The 16,549-nt window shown below is 72.8% G+C and carries 12 protein-coding genes and 1 riboswitch; of the genes, 5 read left to right on the top strand and 7 right to left on the bottom strand.

The genetic code is table 11. The features are described from left to right. Positions 1–22: 22 nt before the first annotated feature. From ACH4MY_RS04285 to ACH4MY_RS04300, 4 genes are all read right to left on the bottom strand, one after another. Positions 23–1,813 carry a lysyl oxidase family protein gene (locus ACH4MY_RS04285; protein ID WP_397997190.1) on the bottom strand — a complete coding sequence of 597 codons (1,791 nt, stop codon included), beginning with the start codon at positions 1,811–1,813 and terminating at the stop codon, positions 23–25. Positions 1,814–2,217: 404 nt separating this feature from the next. Beyond that, positions 2,218–3,468: an NAD(P)/FAD-dependent oxidoreductase gene (locus tag ACH4MY_RS04290; protein ID WP_397997193.1), complete on the bottom strand. Its 1,251-nt coding sequence runs from the start codon at positions 3,466–3,468 to the stop codon at positions 2,218–2,220. 114 nt (positions 3,469–3,582) lie between these two features. Continuing rightward, complete coding sequence (locus ACH4MY_RS04295; protein WP_397997195.1) at positions 3,583–4,980, bottom strand: diacylglycerol/lipid kinase family protein; 1,398 nt, start codon at positions 4,978–4,980, stop codon at positions 3,583–3,585. 223 nt (positions 4,981–5,203) lie between these two features. Continuing rightward, the gene (locus ACH4MY_RS04300) at positions 5,204–5,782 is read right to left on the bottom strand and encodes a TetR/AcrR family transcriptional regulator (protein WP_397997197.1); all 579 of its coding nucleotides are present in this window, start codon (positions 5,780–5,782) and stop codon (positions 5,204–5,206) included. A gap of 191 nt (positions 5,783–5,973) precedes the next feature. Then, a riboswitch (cobalamin riboswitch) is annotated at positions 5,974–6,200 on the top strand. A 163-nt stretch (positions 6,201–6,363) separates the two neighbouring features. On the opposite strand from ACH4MY_RS04300, the gene metE reads away from it, so the two are divergent. Further along, positions 6,364–8,682 carry a 5-methyltetrahydropteroyltriglutamate--homocysteine S-methyltransferase gene (gene metE / locus ACH4MY_RS04305; protein WP_397997198.1) on the top strand — a complete coding sequence of 773 codons (2,319 nt, stop codon included), beginning with the start codon at positions 6,364–6,366 and terminating at the stop codon, positions 8,680–8,682. Here metE and ACH4MY_RS04310 read toward each other — a convergent pair. Further along, positions 8,573–9,091: a TerD family protein gene (locus ACH4MY_RS04310; protein WP_397997200.1), complete on the bottom strand. Its 519-nt coding sequence runs from the start codon at positions 9,089–9,091 to the stop codon at positions 8,573–8,575. The genes metE and ACH4MY_RS04310 overlap by 110 nt on opposite strands. A gap of 142 nt (positions 9,092–9,233) precedes the next feature. Between ACH4MY_RS04310 and ACH4MY_RS04315 the strand changes: the two genes are divergently transcribed. Both ACH4MY_RS04315 and ACH4MY_RS04320 read left to right on the top strand, forming a co-directional pair. After that, positions 9,234–10,256, top strand: coding sequence for an RNA-binding protein (locus ACH4MY_RS04315; RefSeq protein WP_397997202.1), 1,023 nt, complete (start codon positions 9,234–9,236; stop codon positions 10,254–10,256). Positions 10,257–10,437: 181 nt separating this feature from the next. Then, positions 10,438–11,637 (top strand): serine hydrolase domain-containing protein, encoded by a 1,200-nt coding sequence (locus tag ACH4MY_RS04320; protein ID WP_397997204.1) that lies wholly within the window; start codon positions 10,438–10,440, stop codon positions 11,635–11,637. A 40-nt stretch (positions 11,638–11,677) separates the two neighbouring features. Here ACH4MY_RS04320 and ACH4MY_RS04325 read toward each other — a convergent pair whose 3' ends face one another. After that, the gene (locus tag ACH4MY_RS04325) at positions 11,678–12,694 is read right to left on the bottom strand and encodes an FAD-dependent oxidoreductase (protein WP_397997207.1); all 1,017 of its coding nucleotides are present in this window, start codon (positions 12,692–12,694) and stop codon (positions 11,678–11,680) included. A 246-nt stretch (positions 12,695–12,940) separates the two neighbouring features. On the opposite strand from ACH4MY_RS04325, the gene helR reads away from it, so the two are divergent. Both helR and ACH4MY_RS04335 read left to right on the top strand, forming a co-directional pair. Then, on the top strand, positions 12,941–15,109 hold the full coding sequence (gene helR / locus ACH4MY_RS04330; RefSeq protein WP_397997210.1) for an RNA polymerase recycling motor ATPase HelR: 2,169 nt from the start codon (positions 12,941–12,943) through the stop codon (positions 15,107–15,109). A 186-nt stretch (positions 15,110–15,295) separates the two neighbouring features. After that, the gene (locus tag ACH4MY_RS04335; protein WP_397997212.1) at positions 15,296–15,715 is read left to right on the top strand and encodes a hypothetical protein; all 420 of its coding nucleotides are present in this window, start codon (positions 15,296–15,298) and stop codon (positions 15,713–15,715) included. 232 nt (positions 15,716–15,947) lie between these two features. Here ACH4MY_RS04335 and ACH4MY_RS04340 read toward each other — a convergent pair whose 3' ends face one another. Next, positions 15,948–16,415, bottom strand: coding sequence for an SRPBCC domain-containing protein (locus ACH4MY_RS04340; protein WP_397997215.1), 468 nt, complete (start codon positions 16,413–16,415; stop codon positions 15,948–15,950). Positions 16,416–16,549 lie beyond the last annotated feature (134 nt).

A 16,549-nucleotide genomic window follows, 5' to 3' on the forward strand; every position in this document is an offset into this window, starting at 1 on the left:
CTGATCAGTTCGCGTGCACGAGTCAGTTCGCGTTCACGAGGTCGTGCGCGGGGACGGACACGGTCCGCTTGCCGGGCGTGCCGCCCAGGACGATCTTCCGCAGGGCGGAGTTGTTGTCGAGGTTGGTCTCCTTCAGCTGCTTGGCCGGGTTGGCCAGCACCTGGATGTAGTACGTGCCGTTGGGCACGTCCGTGATGTCGAACGACTGGCCCGGCAGGTCCTGGGTGTAGGTGTCACCGGAGCCGACGTCGAGCACCTCGCGGACGGAGATGGAGTTCTCCTGGCCGCAGGCGGTGGAGAGGTCGGTGTTGTACGGGTGCCAGTTGGCGTTCTTCACCGTGTAGTCGACGGCGTCGGTGTTGGCCAGGCAGAAGGCCTCCTTGCCGCTGCGCACCGCTTCCTTCTTGTCGGCCTTCAGCAGCCGGTAGCTGGCGAAGTCGGTGAAGTGCCAGTGCACATGGCCGGGACGCGGGTCCCACTCCATGGTGCCGGTCGGGGTGTATCCGACCTGCTTGCCGTTGGCGTCGTAGAAGTACTGGTAGGCGTCCATCGTGGCCTTGCCGGGCGTGCGGAAGCCGTCCACGACGAGCTGGGCCGGACCGGCGTTCCACACGTTGGCGCTGAAGGCCAGGTAGTCCTTGCCGGGGACGTCCTGGCCCCCGTCGCTGATGGTGATGCCGTACGCCGGCAGCGACCGCAGGTCGGGCTTGGGGACGTTCGGGACGGAGGCCCTGCCGGTGGGCCGCTTGGCGAGCGGCGTGAGGGCGGGGGCCATGCGGGAGCCGTCGGTCTGACCGGCGGTGTCGTCGGCCCGCAGGTCGGCGCGCGCGGCCTGCTGCTTCTTCAGCGCCCAGGGCAGGGCCGGCGGCGCGGCCTTCAGCGGCCCGTGGCCGACGTTGTACGAGGGGCCCGCGCCGCTGGTCTCCGGCGCACCGGCCTGGGCGGGCGTCGGGCCGTGCCCGGGCCCGTGACCGGCGTGGCCGGCCGGAGCCTGGTGGTCGGCACCGTGACCGGCGTGGCCGGCCGAAGCCTGGTGGCCGGCGCCGTGACCGGCGTGCTCCCCCGCGGCGGCCGAACGGGCGCCCGGGACGCCGGGGCCGTCCTCCCAGCTGCGCTCCTGGACGGTGACCTTCACCGTCGCGGGCTTGTCGGCGATCCCGAAGAGGTCGCGGTACTTCTTGGCGACCCCGACCTTGGCCGTGTACGTGCCGGCGGCGAGCTTCACCGGCTGGGTGTAGGAACCGGCGTAGGTGTTGGCGGCCCACCCCTTCTCGACGCCCCAGACGGACCCGAGGGTGAACGGGTTGGTGGGGCAGCTCTCCGGATACTTCGAGGTGGAGGGCGCGTCGGGCCGGACCCGTCCGCTGGCGTTGTTCGGGCAGAAGCCCTCCGTCCGGCCGGCGACCTTCTTGCCCGTGCTGTCGGTGATGGTGATCTCCGCGAAGCCGGGCAGGCCGGAGAAGTCCTTCACGGTGCCGAGGGGCAGCGTCTTGGCCTTGGCCTTGCCGCCCTCGTACACGGTCTGGGTGATGGTCACCGGGTCCTTGTAGGACTTCCGGGTCACCTTGAGCTCCAGCGGTGTCCCCTCCGCGGTCAGGTAGGTGCCCAGGTCCAGGTAGACGCCCGGCTCCTCCTTCCAGGAGGTGAGCGTGACCGAGTCGGTCGCGGCGATGAGACTCAGCTTGGGCCCGGTCGCGGCCTTCGCCTGCTCCGACGACGCGGCCATGAAGCCGGCCGTGACGGCCATGACGGCGACGGCCGTGGTACCGGCGAGCAGCGGACGCCGCAGCCGGGTGGTGCGCGTGGTGGTCATCGTTCCCTCGTCCTCCGGATGCTGTGGGAAGGGAGCAGACAGCGGGCCACCCGGCCCTGCGGGACGGGACAGCCGTCCGGCCGGCGCGGTGAGAGGCACTCGCTGCACCCGTGCCGTGAGAGGCGGGGACCGGATTTCCGGTTGTCCGGGCGGTCGAAATCATCAGAATGTTGGCCGGATAGCGCTCCTTTGGTAGAAAACGAACCGTCGCCGCGATCGGTACGCCCCTCCCGGGAAACGGACCCGGGCAGCCGTGTCCGGGCGCGCGCGGGAGGGCTCTCGCCCAGCGGCGACCGCGCCGGGGGGGACGATGAAATCGAACGGCTCGCCGAGGTCCCGCAAGCGTCACGGTGACCGCGGGCGGCATCGTGGTTCGGGCCGTCGTCGCCCCGGCGGGCGCGGGGCTAAGCCGCCCCGCGGTGTTTGATGTTGACGGCCGCGGCCCTGGCCAGGGCCATCGGGTTCAGGAAGCGCATCGGGCCGATCAGGCGGGACGCGAACAGATGCATGTGCCGCGCCAGCGCCTCGTCGCGTGCCGCCGCCGAGAACATCAGCTGTTCCACGGGATTGAACGGGCGCGCCTTGGCGAAGTCGGCGGCCAGGAACTGGTGGCCCAGCAGCCGGCGCCGGTGGGTGCGCGCGTACGCCGTGAGCGCCTTGTCGAGGTCGCCTCGGCCGGTCGCGGCCGGGCCGACCGCCTCGGCCAGCCATCGCGCGGACTGCAGAGCCCATCCGCAGCCCACTCCCCACAGGGGATCGCCGGTCAGGGCCGCGTCGCCGATGAACGCGAGACCCGGTGCGGTCGGCCTGCGGCTGTGCAGCGGGTAGTTGACCAGGCCGACGACCTTCGAAACGCGCTGGGCGGAGTCGATGGGCGGCGCGTCGGGCAGGGCGCGGACGAAGTCGTGGAAGCTGCCCTCCAGGTCCTCCCGGAAGGCCGGCAGCCGCTTCTTGTCCGGGAGGACCGCCAGGACGGTCACCCCGTCGTCGTTGGGGAACGCGTACGCCATGTCGGGTTCGAGGAACCACGTCTGGCCTGTTCCGCCCCGCAGGGGAAGGTCGCGGAAGTGGGCGAGGTAGCCGAACCGCGTGTTCTCGTACTGCCGGGCAGGCACCCCGGCGAACTTCGCCACGGCCGAGTCCTTGCCGTCGGCGCCGACGACCAGGCGGGCCCGGATCTCCCGCTCGCCCTCCGAGGTCGACACGCGCACCCCGACGGTGCGCCCGGCCTCCCGGATCAGTCCGGTCACCTGGTGGCCGAGGAGCAGGTCGACACCGGGGGTCCCGGCCGCCCGGGACCTGATGAGCGGATCGAGGACGCTGCGCCGGATGTTGTACGCGTGCGGGAGCTCGGGGCCCTCCGCCGCGGCCCGCGGCTCGATCCATCCCCAACGGGTGTACCACCGGGCGTCGTTGCGAACGGCCCCCGCCTTCTCCAGGGCGGGGACGAGGCCGAGTTCGTCCAGCACCGGGTAGGCGTTGGCCGTGAGGGAGTGGGTGCACAGCACCTTGTACGCCCCGAGGTCCGAGCGCCGTTCCAGCAGGGCGACACGGGCACCGCGTCGCGCCAGCAGGATCGCCGCGGCACTGCCGGCGACGCTGGCTCCGCCGATGACGACGTCGTAGTCGTGAACCGCGCTCTCAGGTTCCGTCATGCGCTGATCGCCTCTTCGGGTCGTGGTGCCGTACGCGGGAGGAGTGGTGCGGTGCGCGCGACACTACTGACCGGTAATGACGAAGTCCAAGGGGTGGCGCGGTTCGGGAGCGCGTCAGCTGCTCCGCCCTGCGGTGGTCCGCTCTTCCCGGGGCCGTCCCGTACGGCCGAAGGCCAGGTCGAAGAGCCGTCGCCAGTTCACCGGCGGGGTGGGGTCGACGACACCCGGGCGGTCCCGTGGCACCAGGACCCGCAGCGCGCCCGGACGCAGGGTGCACACGACCGGTGGGGACATGCGCAGCGCCTCACCGTCCACCGCCACGGGGATCTCCTCCGAGTCCTCCCCGGCCGAGGAGGTCACCTCGACCCGTCGTGCGGTGGTGACGGTCAGGCCGGTGGACTGCGAGCCGCGCACCGCGAGGTCCGCCGCCTCGGCCGCGCCCTCCACCCGGATGCCCAGCACGCCCAGCTCGCCGTCGTCGAGACTGGGCCGGCGGCCGCCACTGCTCACCACGTCGGGTGAGACGTACGGGTTGTTGCTGATCAGCAGTGCCTGCTGGGACGAGAGCGGCGTGCCGTCGATCCGCGCGTCGAGCCGTCGCACCCCTTCGCCGACCAGCAGGTCCGGCATGAGGGTCAGGGCCGTCCCCGCCTTGTCGTCGCGGTACTCGGGGCGCTGGACGACATCGGCGTAGACGCCGAAGGACACCGTGTTGACGAAGGGCCGGCCCGCGACGTCACCGAGGTCGATCCGAAGCTCCTCGCCGTCCGTCAACGCGTCCAGGCAGCGGGCCGGATCGGACCGGTCCAGGCCGAGGTCCATGGCGAAGTGGTTCCGGGTGCCGGCCGGGACGACGAGGAACGGCAGGTCGTGTTCGGCGGCGACCGCCGCGACCAGGGCCTGGGTGCCGTCGCCGCCGGCGACGCCGAGCAGGTCCGCTCCTTCGGCCACCGCCTCGCGGGCCAGTTCGGCCACGTCGGCCGGGGCCGCGGGATCGAGCACGGTCACCCGGGCGCCGAGTGCCTCCGCCCGCTCGACCAGCCCGAAACGGCCGACCTTCCCGCCCCCCGACTTCGGATTCATGATGAGGTACGGCCGTCGGGGCCGGGGCGCGGCGACGCCGCGACTGACCCGCCGGGGACGGGCCTTGCGCAGCGCCGCACGGGCCAGGGCCAGCGCGGCACCCCAGCACAGGACCAGCACCAGCGCCGTCAGCCACAGACCGTCGTGTGCGAAGAGCACCACGACGCCGACCGGAGCGGCGACCGCGAGGAGCGCCCCCAGCAGCCGGACCGCACCGCGGTGCGCCACGAACCACCAGACACCCGCGGCACAGACGACGAGGCCGAGCAGCCCGGCTCCGACGACCTCCAGTCCGCCCTCGCCGACCGCGAGCACGAGCACGACGACGGAACCGACCACCGCCAGCACGGCCAGGCGCGCCAGCAGCCGCGCGGCCGGCGGCGGGCCGGTTTCCGTCAACCGCGTCCCACCCCTGCCGTCCTGCCCCATCCCGTGTCCGCCTCTCACCCCGCACGCGCCCGGTCGGCGCCCGGTCAGCGCCCGCTCCGTGCCACCAGCCTTCCCATTCACGGACCGGCGGGCATCCCTGGCGGGCCGAGCGGGTGAGCGCCGCTTCCTCTTCTCCCCTCGGGAACCCGGGCCGCCCCGCGGCCCGGACCGCCCCGCACAACGCCGCCCCGGCCGTCGCCGCCCCGCCGGGCGGTGACCGCCGTCAGCCCCGGCGCCGCGCGTCCGAGGCGTAGGTCTCCAGATACGCGGTCACGACGCGGCGGGCCTCGTCGATCGTGGCGTCGTCACCGTCCGGCGAGCGCCGGAACGCGACGTCGAAGAGCCGGTTGCCGATCTCGAAGGCGAGCTCCAGGACCAGCGGCGGTACGTCGGCGGGGACGAGGCCGCGTTCCACGAGGAGGTGCCGGAGGCGCTCGGCCTGCGCTTCGTCGAACGCGCGGACCAGCTCGACGAGCGGCTCGCCGCGCCCCTTGAACCACAGCTCGACGCAGCCGGGGTGGCGACGGAAGTAGCCGAGCAGCGGGTTGATGACGGCGTCGGCCGTGTCACTCAGCGTCTGCGGTCCCGAGGCCTCCAGCTCGGCGCCGACGAGGGCGTCGACCTCGTTCATATGGCCTTGCAGCAGCTCGGCGTCGACCTGGTGCCGGTCGGAGAAGTAGTGGTAGACGGAGGCGACGGGGATCCCGGCCCGCTCTCCGATCGCCTTGAGCGTGGCGGCCTCGTAGCCCTGCTCGACGAGCAGGACCTCCGCGGTGTCGAGGATGGCCCGTCTGCGCTCCACGCCCCGGCGCTGCACCACGGCCGGGCGAGCGGGAGTCCGGGTTGCCGGTGTTTTCTCGAACACGATTCGAAATCGTATCAGTGACATACCCGGCCTTCCTCCGCGACGAAGGTCGACAGCGGACTCGTGGAAACGGCGGGCGGCGGCCGGCGACAAGTCGATCTTCCCAGCGGCGGCCGTGACCGCTGCCGTAGCCTGGGCGTGCAGCTGGTTCGCCCCGTCCGCCAGGCGGGATGCGTCGTAAGAGGGAACCCGGTGGGAATCCGGGACTGCCCCGCAGCGGTGAGCGGGAACGACCGCCGTCATACGCACTGGATCCGGGAAGGGTCCGGGAAGCGACGGCCACTAGGTGTCCGCCGGTGGAATCCGGAGGGCGTGCCCGCGAGTCCGAAGACCTGCCCGTTGCCCGCACGCGGACGATTCCGCGCGCGGACATCCCGGTGACCTCGAGGGCGGGTCGGCGTACACACCAGTCGGACGACCGCGCCGTAGCGCGCCCGGTCGGCCGTCCGGTCGTCGCCCCTTCGCGCTCTCGTCCCGTCTCCGGGATCTCAGGGATTCATCTCGCGAAGGAGATCTCCGTGACCACGAAGTCCACGGCCCCGGCCGCACGGGCCACCGTGTACGGCCACCCCCGCCAGGGCGGTGACCGGGAGCTGAAGAAGGCGATCGAGGGCTACTGGAAGGGCCGCGTCACCGCAGGCGCCCTGCGCTCCACGGCCGCCGAACTGCGCGCCGCGAACTGGCGGCGGCTCGCCGAGGCCGGCATCCGTGAAGTGCCCACCGGCGACTTCTCGCTCTACGACCACGTCCTCGACACCACCGTCATGGTCGGCGCGATCCCCGAGCGCCACCGGGAGGCCGTCGCCGCGGATCCGCTCGACGGCTACTTCGCGATGGCGCGCGGCACTCAGGACGTGGCGCCGCTGGAGATGACGAAGTGGTTCGACACCAACTACCACTATCTGGTGGCGGAGTTGGGGCCGGACACGGTGTTCGCCGCCGATTCCTCCCAGCGGGTCGACGAGCTGCGGGAAGCCCTCGCGCTCGGCCTCGCGGCCCGGCCCGTCCTCGTCGGCCCCGTCACCTACCTGCTGTTGTCCAAGCCGGCGCCCGGAGTCGCCGCCGATTTCGATCCCCTGACGCTGCTCGACCGGCTGCTCCCGGTGTACGCGGAGGTCCTCGCCGACCTCCGTGCCGCGGGGGCCGCATGGGTCCAGCTCGACGAACCCGCCCTGGTCCAGGACCGGACCCCGGCCGAACTCGACGCCGCCGCCCGCACCTATCGCGATCTCGGCGCGCTCACCGACCGCCCGAAGCTGCTCGTCGCCTCCTACTTCGACCGGCTCGGCGACGCCCTGCCCGTCCTGGCCAAGGCACCGGTCGACGGGCTCGCCCTCGACTTCACCGGCCGGGCCGCGGCCAATCTCGACGGACTCGCCGCCGTCGGCGGCCTGCCGGGCAAGCGTCTGGTCGCCGGCGTCGTCGACGGCCGCAACATCTGGATCAACGACCTGGAGAAGTCCCTCGCCACCCTCGGCACCCTCCTCGGGCTCACCGACCGGGTCGACGTGTCGGCCTCCTGCTCCCTCCTCCACGTCCCCCTCGACACCGCCGCCGAACGCGACATCGACCCGCGGATCCTGCGCTGGCTCTCCTTCGCGCGTCAGAAGACCACCGAGGTCGTCACCCTCGCCAAGGGCCTGCGGGGCGGTACCGGGGTCATCTCCGGCGAGCTGTCCGTCAACCGGGCCGCCCTCGCCTCCCGCACCGCCTCACCGATCACCCGTGACCCGGTGGTACGGGCCCGGGCCGCCGCCGTCACCGGGGCGGACACCCGCCGCTCCCTGCCGTACGCCGAACGGGCCGCCGCCCAGCGCACCCGCCTCGGTCTGCCCCTGCTGCCGACCACCACCATCGGCTCCTTCCCGCAGACCGCCGAACTGCGGACCGCCCGCGCCGACCTGCGGTCCGGCCGGATCGACTCCGGCGGCTACGAGCAGCGGATCAGGGCCGAGATCCAGGAGGTGATCGCCTACCAGGAGAAGACGGGGATCGACGTCCTCGTGCACGGCGAGCCCGAACGCAACGACATGGTGCAGTACTTCGCCGAGCAGCTCACCGGCTATCTGGCCACCCGGCACGGCTGGGTCCAGTCGTACGGCACCCGCTACGTCCGGCCGCCGATCCTGGCCGGGGACATCTCGCGTCCGGAGCCGATGACCGTGCGCTGGACGACGTACGCGCAGGCGCAGACCGCGAAGCCGGTCAAGGGCATGCTCACCGGCCCCGTCACCATGCTCGCCTGGTCCTTCGTCCGCGACGACCAGCCCCTCGGCGAAACCGCCCGCCAGGTCGCGCTCGCCCTGCGCGACGAGGTCGAGGACCTGGAGGCCGCCGGCACCTCCGTCATCCAGGTCGACGAACCGGCCCTGCGCGAGACGCTTCCGCTGCGGGCCGCCGACCGCCCCGAGTACCTCGGCTGGGCGACGGAGTCCTTCCGTCTCTCCACCGGCGGGGTGCGGCCGGAGACCCAGATCCACACCCACATGTGCTACGCCGAGTTCGGGGACGTCGTGCAGGCCATCGACGACCTCGACGCCGACGTCATCAGCCTGGAGGCGGCCCGCTCCCACATGCAGGTCGCCCGCGAACTCGCCGCCCACGGCTACCCGCGCGAGGCCGGCCCCGGTGTCTGGGACATCCACTCCCCGCGCGTCCCCGGCGTCGAGGAGGCGGCCTCCCTGCTGCGCAGGGGACTTGAGGCGATCCCCACCGAGCGCCTGTGGGTCAACCCCGACTGCGGTCTGAAGACCCGGGGCTGGCCGGAGACCCGCGCGTCCCTGGAGAACCTGGTCGCGGCCGCCCGCACGGTCCGTGACGAGCTGCCCCGGTCCTGACCCCGACCGCCGGGCCCGGGGGTACGCGCCCCCGGGCCCGGAGTCGGCTAGCGGCGGCGGGTCCAGAACCCGACGCTGCCCGCCGGCCGAAGGTCCCGCCGTCGCAGGACGCCGCGACCATGATCCGTTCCACGGACGGCTCGACGCGGCCGGGGTCGATCTCCAGCCAGTCGGCGACCACCCCGCCCTCACCCTGTGCGTGCCCCGCCAGCCGTACACCGCTTCCCGCGTGCTCGGGCTGGTTGTAGAAGACCAGGTCGCCCCGGCCCCTGACCTTGCCACCCCCGTCGACCAGCAGCGCGGCCGCGCCGACCTCCGGTGCTCCCGCCCCACCGGACCGGCGCACGACGGCGACCCGCATCGGCTCGCCACTGAGCGGAAGGTTTCCCCCCTTGATGATCTGTGTCATACGCGCATCCTGACACCGGGCCGGACACCGCCGACAGTCCGTCAGCCGGGCGTTCCGGCAGCCGGACGGCCCGACGACCGAATCGGCTTGCGAGAGGTGCTCCCGACGGCGATCCTCGTCCTCTGGAACCCCAGGGAGCAGCGTGCCGTCCTTCGTCCACCGGATCACCAAGTACGACCCTGCCGACCGTGACGAGCACGGCGGTTACATCGGCGACGAGGAGCCGATCAGTGACCACGGGCCGGTGGAGGCCGCCTACCTGGCGGCCGTGGCCGCCTTCGCCGAGGCCTCGGGGATCGATCACGTGGCCGTGCGCGAGCCACAGGTGGGCGTCGACTTCGTCGACTTCGGCCTGGAGCCGCAGATCGAGGGCCACGGCCTGCTCGGGCTCTTCCCGCCGGACCTCGGCGGGTACCACGACGGGGCCGTGGTACCCCTGTCGCTCGCCCTGGAGCTGGTCCGGGCCATGCTCCGCGACAACGGAGCGTGGTGTCGGCTGGAGGTCGAGGACCGGTTCACCGTGCACGTCGGATGGGACCAGTACGTCTTCGTCGGCAGCGACCGGCCCTGCGAGGACGCCCTCGCCACCACCCGGGCACTCGGACTGTTCCCGGAACGTCTGCGGTCCTCGCCGTACGACGCGGTCCTCGACGACGAACCCGGCGTGCAGCGCCCCGCCGACGAGGATTTCTGGGCCCGTCTGCGCCGGTCCGTGGCCGACGGGGAGGCCTGTCTGCTGGAGGAGGCGTACGTCCAGAACGCCTGCCGCTGGCACCGCCTCACCGTGGGCACCCTCGACGCCGTGCGCGCCGGGCTCACGCCGCGCGCCAGGCTGACCGTCTGGCCGGACCTCTTCCAGGACGACGAGGACGTCGAAGCGGTGCTCGCCGCGATTCCCCCGGACGAGGGCCTGGTGGAGCTCGTCCGGGAGGACGGGAACGGGACGGTCACCAGCGCTCTCGTCGACTCCACCGAGGACCTCGCGGACGCCGCGCGACCGACGGGTGCCCGGGCCGCCGTTCTCTCCCTCGACCTCGACGGCCGTCGCCCCCTGTTCACCGCCGCCCTGCCCGACAGCGACGGAGTTCTACGGGCCCGCTGGCGTACGGAGCCGACTCCCGACGACCTGGAATGGGCGGCCGGGCATGAGCCGCCGCTGCCGTGAACGACGTGCGGCACACCCCGATGCCGTGAGGTGATCCAGGCCGGCACCCCCGGTGACGTGGGTGGCGCCGAATGAGTGGACTCGCCGGGGGGCCCGGTGGGCGGGGGCTGTCGGGTGCGGGGTGGCGGTGGTGATGTGGCCGTCCGTGACCGTGCCCGTGATCTGGAAGAGGCGTCCTGATATGCGACGTACCCCCTATCGCCGACTGTTCGCCGCGACGGTGCTCGTGGCGTCCGTGCTGGCGCCGATGGCGACGACTCCCGCCACGCCCGCCCACGCCGCGAGCGTCGCCGCGCACGGTGAGGACGACTGTCCGCAGGGCGGGCTGGGGCCCGAGCTGACCGCACGGCTGGACAAGACGATCGAGGACGTCCGCAAGCAGGCGAACATCCCCGGTGTCGTCGTCGGGCTCTGGATGCCCGGCAAGGGCAGCTACGTCCGGTCCACCGGGGTCGCCGACACCGCCACCGGCAGGCCGATGGAGACCGACGGGTTCGTCCGGATCGGCAGCGAGACCAAGACGTTCACGGTCACCGCGCTGCTCAAGCTCGTCGACGACGGCCGGATCGGTCTCGACGACCCGATCTCCCGCTACGTCCACGGTGTGCCGAAGGGTGACCGGATCTCCCTGCGGCAGCTCGCGGAGATGCGCAGCGGCCTCTTCCCGTACACCTCCGACGCGGACTTCATCCACGACCTGCTGAGCGATCCGCAGCGTTCGTTCACCCCGCGGGAGGTGCTCGCGTACGGCTTCAAGCACAAGAACACGTTCAAGCCGGGGGCGCAGTTCGAGTACTCCAACACCAATCTCGTCCTGCTCGGCCTGGTGGTCGAGAAGGTCACCGGTCAGCGGCTCCCGGACTTCATCCGCAACCGGGTGCTCCGCCCGGCCCACCTGCGCCACACGTTCTTCCCCACGGACGCCGCGTTCCCCGAACCGCACCCGCGCGGCTACACCGACCAGACGCTGACCAACACGGTCGCGGACGCCACGGACTGGAACCCCAGCTGGGCCTGGGCGGCCGGCGCGATGATCTCGGACCTGCACGACCTGCGCCGCTGGGCCAAGGTCGTCGCCACCGGTGAACTGCTCAGCCCCGAGACGCAGGCGCAGCGCCTCAAGACGCTGCCGACCGGCTTCCCCGGCACCAGCTACGGTCTCGGGATCTTCGAGACCAACGGCTGGATCGGGCACAACGGCTCGATCCCGGGCTACGAGACCGTGACGGTCTACCTGCCCTCGCAGAAGGCCACCCTGGTCGTCATGATCAACACGGATTCCCGGGCCGGGGGCCAGGAGCCGTCCACGCTGCTCGCCCGTGCGATCACCGCGGTCGCCACCCCGGACAACGTGTACGACGGCGGGACCGCCCCCCGGTAGGACACCGCGCCAAGGAACTCGGGGGACTCGCCGCGGCCCCTCAGGGCCCTGCCGAAGAGCCCCCTGCCGAAAAGTCCCCCGCCGCGAGGTCCCTCGCCGCGTAGTAGGCCTGGAGCGCCGCCTCGCTGCCCGAGCCCAGGGCGGTCATGATCCGCTGGAAGCGGGCGGCGCGCAGGTCGCCTGCGACGATGACACGGGGATGCTGCCCGCCCGGCGGGCAGTAGCCGTCCGCGCCCCGGACGAGGTCGCCGGGCGGGGCGGTGGGCGCGTTCCCGATGCTCAGGTACGCGGCGTCCGCCGTGACCGTACGACGTCCGCCGTCCCTGCCCAGGATGTCCGCCGTCGGCCGCCCGGAGAGCGCATCGGACAGGGTCAGGCGCTCGGTCGGCAGGAGCGTGACACGGGGGTCGTCGCGGATCTCCTCGATCTTGTACGCGTCCGCTTCCGGGTACGCCACGAGCAGTCGGGTGTCGGTGCCCGGGTGGGCGCGGAGGAAGGTGCCGATCGGGCGGTCGCCGCCGAGGACGAGGAGGGTGCGCGTCTCGGCGTCCTGCGCGGTGGCCTGCCAGAGCGGGGGCAGGGGCCGGGTGCCGGGGGCGGTGATCCAGCCGGCGTCGTGGGGCTGGAGGGGGCCGACGCCGGTGGCGACGACGGCGTACGGGGCCGTGCGGCGCGTACCGGTGTCCAGGGTGACGGTGACACGCTCGTCGTCGGCGTGAAGTACGGCGACGCGGCTGCCCAGTTCGAGGCGGCACAGTTCCGTGCTCCTGAGCTCGGCGGTGACGGCGTCGGCGAGCTCGGGGCCGTTGGTCCAGCCGCCGAGGACGTTGTTCAGGGCCGGGATGCGGTAGAGGTTGCGGCACAGGGCGTCCGGCTCGATCAGGATCGTCCGCATCCCCACGCCGGCCGCGGTGCGGACGGCAGCGCAGCCGGCCGGCCCGCCGCCGATGACGATCAGGTCGGTGTCGGGGACGGAGGCGGAGACGGAGACGGGGGTACGACGGGTGGGGGCAGGAGTGAGGGTGGGCTGAGCCGTGCGGGGCGGTGTGTCGGCCATGGGGCCATTCCAGCAGGGGGCCCGGTCCGGGCGTGTACCGGAGGCCGACGGCGGCAGGGGCCTGCCGCGCCGAGGGCGACGGCGGCGATGAGGGCCGGTGGCGATGCGCAAATGACAAGGGCGAGAAGGTGCACTCACCTCTCGCCACTTACAACTTATAGCGCACAGGGGGGCTTGCGGCAAGGCCCCCGTCGTACCGCAGAATCACTCACCTCAGCCAGGACCTGCAGAAATGAGACTCACCCCGTGCATGTGCTTTCGTCGGTGGACCAGTCGCGCGGCGCCGGTGCGTTCGACCTTCCCGACCGTCTCTCCGCCAAGGCAGACCCGGCGCTGATCGCCGGCGACGAGCGGCACTTCGCGGCGATCGCGACGAGCCTCGAAGAGACGATCGCCGAACTGTCCGACCGTCTCGACGCCACGCGCAGGGCGCCCGGGGGTGCCGGCCGGGAGGCGATGGACCGGGACGCGGAGATCCACCGGCTGACCGGACGCCTGCGCACCCTGCGCCGCTTCGGCCTGGACCTGTGCCTCGGGCACATCGTCGGCGCGGACGGCGCGGAGCCCGTGTACATCGGACGCCTCGGCCTCACCGACAGCACGGGGCGCCGGCTCCTCGTCGACTGGCGCTCCCCGGCGGCCGAGCCGTTCTTCGCGGCGACCCACGCCGACCCGATGGGGCTCGCGAGCCGCCGCAGGTACCGCTGGACCGGCGGCCGGATCAGCGACTACTGGGACGAGGTGTTCACCGCCGACGGGCTGGAGGAGCATGCGGCGCTCGACGACCAGTCCGCGTTCATCGCCAGCCTGGGCGGCAGCCGGTCGCCGCGGATGCGCGATGTCCTCGCCACCATCCAGGCCGACCAGGACGCCATCATCCGGGCGGGCTCCCGCGGCACACTCGTCGTCGACGGCGGACCGGGCACGGGCAAGACCGTGGTCGCGCTGCACCGTTCCGCGCACCTGCTCTACGCGGACCCGCGTCTCGGACACCGGCGTGGCGGCGTGCTGTTCGTCGGTCCGCACCAGCCCTATCTGAGGTACGTGGCCGATGTCCTCCCCAGCCTCGGTGAGGAGGGCGTGCAGACCTGCACCGTGCGGGACCTCGTCGCGGAGGGAGCCGGAGCGGCGGTCGAGCGCGACTCCGGGGTGGCGCTCCTGAAGTCGTCGGCGGGCATGGTGCGGGCGATCGAGGCGGCCGTCCGCTTCTACGAGGAGCCGCCCGCCCGGGGGATGACGGTGTCGACGGACTGGGCCGACGTGCGGCTGAGCGCCGACGACTGGGCCGAGGCGTTCGACGCGCCGGAGGCCGGCACGCCGCACAACGAGGCGCGGGAGCAGATCTGGGAGGAGCTGGGCACGATCCTCCTGGGCAAGCTCGACGGCGAGGTCCCGGAGGACCAGTTCCGGCGGTCGCTGCGGCAGGACGAGGAGCTGGCCGGCACTCTGCACGGCGCGTGGCCGCTGCTCGAGGCCGCCGACCTCGTCGGTGACCTGTGGTCGGTCCCCGCGTACCTGCGCAAGTGCGCTCCGTGGCTCGACCGCGAGGAGGTCCGGAAGCTCCAGCGCGCGGACGCGCAGGCCTGGACGGTGTCCGACCTGCCGCTCCTGGACGCGGCGCGGCAGCGGCTCGGCGACCCCGAGGCGGCACGGCACCGGCGTCGGCAGCAGGCCACCATCGCCGCCGAACGCGCGCGGATGGCCGATGTCATCGCCGACGTCCTCGCGGCGGACGACGACGGCGAGGGCGCGGTCACGATGCTGCGCGGCCAGGACCTCAAGGACACTCTGGTCGACGAGTCCGCACTGCCGGGCACCGAACCGGACCTGCTGGCCGGGCCGTTCGCGCACATCGTCGTGGACGAGGCGCAGGAGCTGACGGACGCGGAGTGGCAGATGCTGCTCCTGCGCTGCCCGTCCCGGAGCTTCACCATCGTCGGCGACCGTGCCCAGGCCAGGAACGGCTTCACGGAGTCGTGGCAGGAGCGCCTCGAGCGGGTCGGGCTCGACCGGATCACCGTGGCGTCCCTGAGCATCAACTACCGGACGCCGGAGGAGGTCATGGCGGAGGCCGAGCCGGCCATCCGGGCCGCGCTCCCGGACGCCAATGTGCCGACGTCGGTCCGCAGCAGCGGTATTCCGGTCGCCCGGGGCCCGGTGTCGGAGCTCGACGGGATCCTCGCCGACTGGCTCGACGCCCACGCGGACGGGACGGCCTGCGTCATCGGGGCGCCCCGGTTCCGGCCGACGTCCCGTGTCCAGTCGCTGACCCCGTCCCTTTCGAAGGGGCTGGAGTTCGATCTGGTGGTCCTGGTCGACCCGGAGCTGTTCGGTGTGGGCATCGAGGGAGCGGTCGACCGCTATGTGGCGATGACGCGCGCGACCAAGCAGCTCGTCGTTCTCACGAGCTCCTGAGGGAGGAGCCGGGCCGGGCGGGTGTGTCGGGCCGCGTCCGGGGGGGGCCGGGCCGCGCGGAGCGGGCCGGGGCCCGGCGCCCGTTCGGGTGCCGGGTCTCCCTCCCCTGGCTCAGTGGGGCGAACCGGTGGCGTACGTGGGCGTGCCACGAACGTTCCTGCGATGAGATGACGTATCGATAGGTCCATGACTCAGACACGCGAACAGGCCGCCGCTCCCGATGCTGACGACCAGGTCGTTCCCGGCGGGGAGTGCCCCGAGGTCGCGTCCCTTGTCGCGCCGTACCTGCGCATCATCCTCTCCGCGCTTCCCCCCGTGGAGGCGGAACGATTCTTCGCCCAGGCTCTGGAGGCTCACGAGGAGGAGCGGCGCCGGGCCGGAGCGCTTCAGCTCGGCTTCAGCGCCTATCTCTGGGACGGGCTCGGCGAGAGCTGGGGCGGACCCCTGGCGCACGCCTCCGCCTGGGAGGCCATGCAGGCGATCCGCCACCTCGTCCGCAAGGCCCCGCGCGCCGACCTCGCCGCCTATCTCCGCCTCGGGCACCGCCTCGTCGGGGAGCTCGGCGCCGGAGCCCGGATCCGTACCCCGATGCCGGTGGGCGCCTGACCTCCGCACGACGCACAAGGGCCCTCGCGACGGCGCGCCCGTCTCACGCGTCCCCCGCGGCCGCCGCCCCCGCCCCGGGGCCGGCGGCCGCTGTACGAGCACCCGGGGCCGACGGCCGCCGTGCGACGGACCCCAGTCGACGGCCTTGGTACGGGATCCCGGATCCGACGGCCGCTGCCCGGATTCCGGATCCGACGGCCGCCGTGCCGGATCCACGCGCCGGCCGGCGCGCTCAGCCCTCCGGCTGGCGCGTCCAGGTGTCCGGGCCCGGGTCGCCGCCCTCGGCGCGGGTCGCGAGGCGGTCGACGTAGTGCTGCCAGCTCTCGGCGTGCGACTCGCAGGATTCCGTGGTGGGCAGACCGCTGTGGATCAGGCGCAGGAGGGTGCCGTCCGGGGTGGGCGCGAGGGTGATCTCGATCGTGCTGGAGCCCGGCGGGACGGGCACGGGGCCGGACTCCCATCCCCAGCTGAAGACGATCCGCCGGGGCGGGTCGACGGTGATGAAACGGCCGGAGGCGACGTCCTCCCCGGTGACGCGGGTGCGGTACGAGCCGCCCGGCTCGAAGGAGAAGGTGCCGTCGGCGCCCATCCAGGACAGCCACTTCTCGCGGTCGTCGAGGAAGCCGAAGACGGTCTCGGGGCGGGCGTCGATGCGCCGCTCCAGGGTGACGGTGTCCATGGGCGTCTCGGGGATCGTCATCAGGGCTTCTCGCTTCGTTCGGCCTCTTCGGCGAGCCGGGCCGGGCCCTTCCCGGTCCACCCGGCGGAACCGCTTCGTCCGCTCTTTGCGCAGCGTAACGAGACCGGCGTCACGCAGCACCTCGAGGCGCGAAA

It is taken from the genome of Streptomyces sp. NPDC017246, from assembly GCF_044331325.1.
In the GTDB taxonomy this organism is placed as follows: Bacteria; Actinomycetota; Actinomycetes; order Streptomycetales; family Streptomycetaceae; genus Streptomyces.